This is a genomic window from Thalassobellus citreus, assembly GCF_044385915.1.
Taxonomy (GTDB): Bacteria; Bacteroidota; Bacteroidia; order Flavobacteriales; family Flavobacteriaceae; genus Thalassobellus; species Thalassobellus citreus.
Genome location: NZ_JBISCC010000002.1, coordinates 1 through 211 on the forward strand (window position 1 = coordinate 1; position 211 = coordinate 211).

1 pseudogene is annotated in these 211 nt (G+C 46.9%); it reads left to right on the plus strand.

The features are described from left to right. A pseudogene (locus ACH5TX_RS00010) lies at positions 1-211 on the plus strand (collagen-like protein); the annotation flags it as partial.

A 211-nucleotide genomic window follows, 5' to 3' on the forward strand; every position in this document is an offset into this window, starting at 1 on the left:
ATGGATAACTGTGGGGCAAATAAGAGGCCCACAAGGTCCTAAGGGAGATAAAGGCGATACTGGTGATCAGGGAATACAAGGGATACAAGGTGTAGCAGGATTAGACGGAGCAGATGGGGCAACAGGTCCTAAAGGAGATAAGGGAGATAAAGGCGACAAAGGAGATACCGGTGATCAAGGAATACAAGGGATACAAGGTTTAGCAGGATTA